The sequence below is a fragment of the uncultured Aureimonas sp. genome (genome assembly GCF_913775355.1).
Classification (GTDB): Bacteria; Pseudomonadota; Alphaproteobacteria; order Rhizobiales; family Rhizobiaceae; genus Aureimonas.
In genome coordinates, this window is the sequence record NZ_CAJYIU010000183.1 from 1 (window position 1) to 4,298 (window position 4,298).

Here is a 4,298-nt window from a genome sequence, read left to right on the forward strand (position 1 = left end):
ATGACAGGTTCGTGCGCGCTTTCCTCGCATGACTACCCGTGAGATGACCTGACGGAAACTATACGGTTCGGACAGGTTCGACCGCCCCACTTGACTCCCGCCGATCCGAACAGGCCTTGCTGCGTCGAGCTGGATCGTCGCCAGCTTCGCGCCGACCCTTGGGTCCGGTGCCGCGTCATTCGACCTGGGGAGGAGGTCGTTAGATCATGGTTTTCCAGTCCAGCATCAGCTCGTCGACGCCTTCATGACAGCGCATTCCTTCCGTCGCGTGCTCGTCACGGGCGCCGCAGGCTTCGTCGGATACCACCTTTCGGACCGGCTGCTCGGCGAGGGCATCGAGGTTCTCGGCGTCGACGATCTCAACGCCTACTACGACGTGGGCCTGAAGGAGGATCGACTATCGCGGCTGCGCGGCCGCGAGGGCTTCACGTTCTTGCGGGCCGACATCGTCGAGACCGATCGCCTCCTGGAACTCGCGAGGGCCTTTTCGCCGGACGTCGTCGTTCATCTGGCAGCGCAGGCCGGCGTGCGCAGCACCGATCCCTGGCCCTATGCCAAGTCGAACCTCAACGGCTTCCTGTCGGTTCTCGAATGCTGCCGCGAGCTCCGGGTCGGGCACCTTGTCTACGCCTCGTCGAGCTCGGTCTATGGCGCAAACCGCTCCGCCCCCTTTCGCGAGGAGGACCCCGTCGACCACCCCGTCTCGTTCTACGCCGCCACCAAGCGGTCCAACGAGTTGATGGCGGAGTCCTATGCGAAGTTGCACGCTCTGCCGTGCTCAGGCCTCCGCTTCTTCACGCTCTACGGCCCCTGGGGGCGGCCAGACATGGCCTATTACAGCTTCACGCGCGACATCTCGGAAGGGCGGGCGATCCGCCTCTTCAACGGCGGCGACATGCTGCGCGACTTCACCTTCGTGTCCGACGCTATCGAGGCCGTCGTGCGCCTGCTCGGACGCCCACCCGGTGACAGCGAGGTTGTGGACGGCGCGCCGACGCACCGCATCTACAATATCGGCAATTCCAGCCCGGTGCGGCTTGCGGATTTCGTGCAGTGTCTGGAGAGCGAGATCGGCCGGGAGGCGGTGAAGGTGCTCCTGCCGATGCAGCCCGGCGACGTGCCGGTGACCTATGCCGACACGAACCGGCTGCGCGCGACCGTCGACTACGTGCCCAACACGCCGATCTCCAAGGGCCTGCGGCACTTCGTGGAATGGTACCGAAACTACCATTGCGTGGCGGACACCGGACTGTCGCTGCCCGGCGAAGTGTCGACGCAGCCGGGCGCGATGGCCTGACTTCAACGCTCCGGGGGCGATCGACGGGCCCTAGAGCGCAACGTCCAGTCGGCCGCCGATCTTGAACAGCGAATGCACCTTCTCGGCGATCTGCTCGCCGTGGATGCGGGCGAGATCGTCAGCGGTGGCTGCGTCCCGGCGCTCCACCGCGGCGATCATCGCCTCGTGCTCGTCGACGAACCCCTGCGGCAGGCGGTCCTCGAAGGCGTTGTAATAGATCCGCAGGATGCGACGCCCCTGATCGAGCAGCCGGTTGAAGAAGCCGGTGAAATGCACGTTGCGGCCGGCGTCCGCCATCGCGGTATGGAAGGCGGCGTTGGTCGCGATCATCGCCAGCGCGTCCTGCGCCTCGACCGCCGCCGCGAACTCGGCCTGCCGCGCCCGGATTTCCTCGAGGTCGCGAGCGGTGTGGTTCTCGGCCGCAAGGCGCGTCGTCACCCGGTACATCAGCACGAGTGCGTCGAAGTACGTGTCGAGGTTGAGGTAGTCGATGGGGGCGACGAAGGTCGAGCGGTTCGGCAGCGTGGTGACCAGCCCTTCGCCGGCCAGCCGGACGATCGCTTCGCGGACGGGCGTGCGGGAGACGCCGAAGCGTTCTGCGAGCTGCACCTCGTCGATCGGCGAACCGGGGGCCATCGCGAGGTCGAGGATCTCGTCGCGGAGCACGTCGTAGACCATCTGCACGCCGGAGCCCCGGCGGCGTTCCGGCAGACCTGGCTTCGTCTCGTCGGCCATGCGTCCGCCCTTCGTTCGATCCTTCAGCGACGTGCCACGCTTAGGACGCGGCATCGTGGAATGGCAACCGTTCAGTCGACCCAAATCACCGCGATCGACCAGCAAAGCAGCGGGCACGAACCGGCGTCGAACGCGCGTCGTCCTGCGATCGCGCCGCGAGGGCGGTCCGATCGACGTCCGTTCTGCGTCGCCTTGCCGGCCAACCGTGCCGAGATCACTCGGTCCGCAGCGATGCTTCGGTTCCGACGACCGTGCCGCCGCCATCGTCGAGCGATGTGACGGAGGTGACGGTCCCAAGCCCCGGCCGCCGCACCCCGACGACCACGCGGACGAGGTCGTCGGCGGTGGCGAGGAACGCCTCGCCCTCGAACACCGATACGACCGAATAGTCGGAGGCCCGCGCGGCCGAGAGCTTGCCGGCCACCGGCATGGGCACGGGAATGCCGTTCTGCGCTGAATGGGTGGCCGCGTCGGTGGAGCCGCCCTTGTCGATCACGGTCCATGTGAACCCTCCGACCATGAGGAGGATCGCGCCCGCCAGCGACGACAGACCGGCCATCGACGTCAGGGGAACGGGCCATCCCGCTCGTTTCGGCGTCGTCTCATTCTGAAGGTCTTCGGCCATCGCTCGCTCCGCAAAGCTTGGATCAGGCAATCCATCCTGCGAGCCCCACCTTCCGAACGCATGGAGGAAACCCGTCCAAATCGAGCGATCGGCAGGTTTTGCGGAACCCTTCGACCAGATGGCGGATAACGCTTCCGACCCGGCGAGACGCGGCGACCGAGGCGCGCCTCCGGCAGCATTCCGCCGGAGCGTTCAGGCCAACCAGGCCGGGAGGCGTGCCGGAGCGCGCTTGGTGAGGAGCGCTTCGACGCAATCGTCCAGCGTGCCGAGACGGACGGCGCAGCCGGAGAGGCCGGGGCCGTAATGCGCGTACTTGCCGGATGTGGTGATGACGGTCTTCGCTTCCACCGGGAAGACGGGGCGCGAGATCGAGCACCAGCAGAGGTCGGGGATCATCTCGACGCCCGAAGCGGCCAATGCCTGCCGCGTGCCGTCGCGCTCGGCCTCTGCCAGCACCTGCCGACCGGCGGTCACGATCGCCGCGACGTCGTTCTGCCGCCGGCGGCCGTCGAGCGCCTCCGCCAGCGCCCGACACTCCGCCAGCGACGCGTGCGGGCTACCGATCGCCACGAGATCGACCGCTGCGGGTCCGTCGTTGAGCTTGCGCCAGCCGGCGACGAGAGCGGCGCGGTCGATCGACGCGGTGGCGGCATCCGGGGCGGCCGCGCCCTGCGCCTCGGGCGTGACCCCTTCGACATGAAGCATGGGCGCCGCCGACGTCGTTCCGAAGGCGGCGCAGAGAGCCTTGAGGTCGTCCTGCGTCGGGGCCGCTGCGGCCAGCCCGCGCAGAAGCGGGATGCGGTCGGGCGCGAGGCCGCCTGCGAGATAGCCGATCAGCGGCCAGGCCGCGGCGCCCGCACCGGCGGGCAGATCGACGTCGATCACCACGCGCGCGCGCCGCTCCTCGTCGAGGAACGGGCCGGCGAGCGGGGCGCGGCCGGTGATCGCGATGCAGAGGTCGAGGAAGTCCGGGTGCTTGGCCGTGCGGGCGCCGAGCACGCTGTTGGCGAAGATGACGGCGTTCGATTCCGACCATCCGATCGGCTCGCCCTCCTGCGGCGCGCCATCGAGAAGGTAGGGCGCGCAAGTGAAGGTCGGACGGGATCCCATGCGGACATAGGCGTCGGCCAGACGGGCGGCGGGCTCGCCGAAATCGCGCGGCACGCCCTGCCGTTGCCAGCCGTCGCGATCCACCGAGATCGCGTTCATCGTGGTCGGCACGCGCACCCGCCCGCCCATCGCCTCCATTGCTTCCGCGAAGACGAGATTGGCGGGGCCGGCATAGATGCAGCCGTCGATATGGGCCCGCGTGACGTCGATCAGCCGGGCCGCACCCTGCTGCCGCGCCATGGCGGCGAGGATGCGCATGGCCTGCGCGGCGGCCTCTCCCTCCGCCCCGTCGAGCATCGCCCGATCGCGCTCGTCGAGGACGAGAGCAGACGCCGGGGCTGCCGCTATCGGAATGTCCAGCGCGCCTGCCCGGATCGCCCTTGAATCGATCGTTGCATCGCTCGCCTCGGCCAGCGCCTCGAAGGTGGCGCGGTCCAGTCGCAGGACGGGGATCGGCTTGGCGAACATCTCCGCCGCGACGAGGGCGCCGAGCGTCGCGACGTCCTCGACCTCGGCGAAGACGAGGGCCGC

At 68.6% G+C, this 4,298-nt stretch carries 4 protein-coding genes; 1 reads left to right on the plus strand and 3 read right to left on the minus strand.

Translation table 11 applies throughout. The features are described from left to right. The first annotated feature begins 244 nt into the window (after positions 1 to 244). Positions 245 to 1,297, plus strand: coding sequence for an NAD-dependent epimerase/dehydratase family protein (locus QZ753_RS11520; RefSeq protein ID WP_294643865.1), 1,053 nt, complete (start codon positions 245 to 247; stop codon positions 1,295 to 1,297). A gap of 30 nt (positions 1,298 to 1,327) precedes the next feature. Here QZ753_RS11520 and QZ753_RS11525 read toward each other — a convergent pair whose 3' ends face one another. From QZ753_RS11525 to QZ753_RS11535, 3 genes are all read right to left on the minus strand, one after another. Further along, positions 1,328 to 2,032: a GntR family transcriptional regulator gene (locus tag QZ753_RS11525; protein ID WP_294643867.1), complete on the minus strand. Its 705-nt coding sequence runs from the start codon at positions 2,030 to 2,032 to the stop codon at positions 1,328 to 1,330. A 214-nt stretch (positions 2,033 to 2,246) separates the two neighbouring features. Then, positions 2,247 to 2,657 carry a hypothetical protein gene (locus QZ753_RS11530; protein WP_294643869.1) on the minus strand — a complete coding sequence of 137 codons (411 nt, stop codon included), beginning with the start codon at positions 2,655 to 2,657 and terminating at the stop codon, positions 2,247 to 2,249. Between the two features lie 192 nt (positions 2,658 to 2,849). Next, a partial coding sequence (locus tag QZ753_RS11535) for an aconitase X catalytic domain-containing protein (RefSeq protein WP_294643870.1) occupies positions 2,850 to 4,298 on the minus strand: 1,449 nt, incomplete at its 5' end.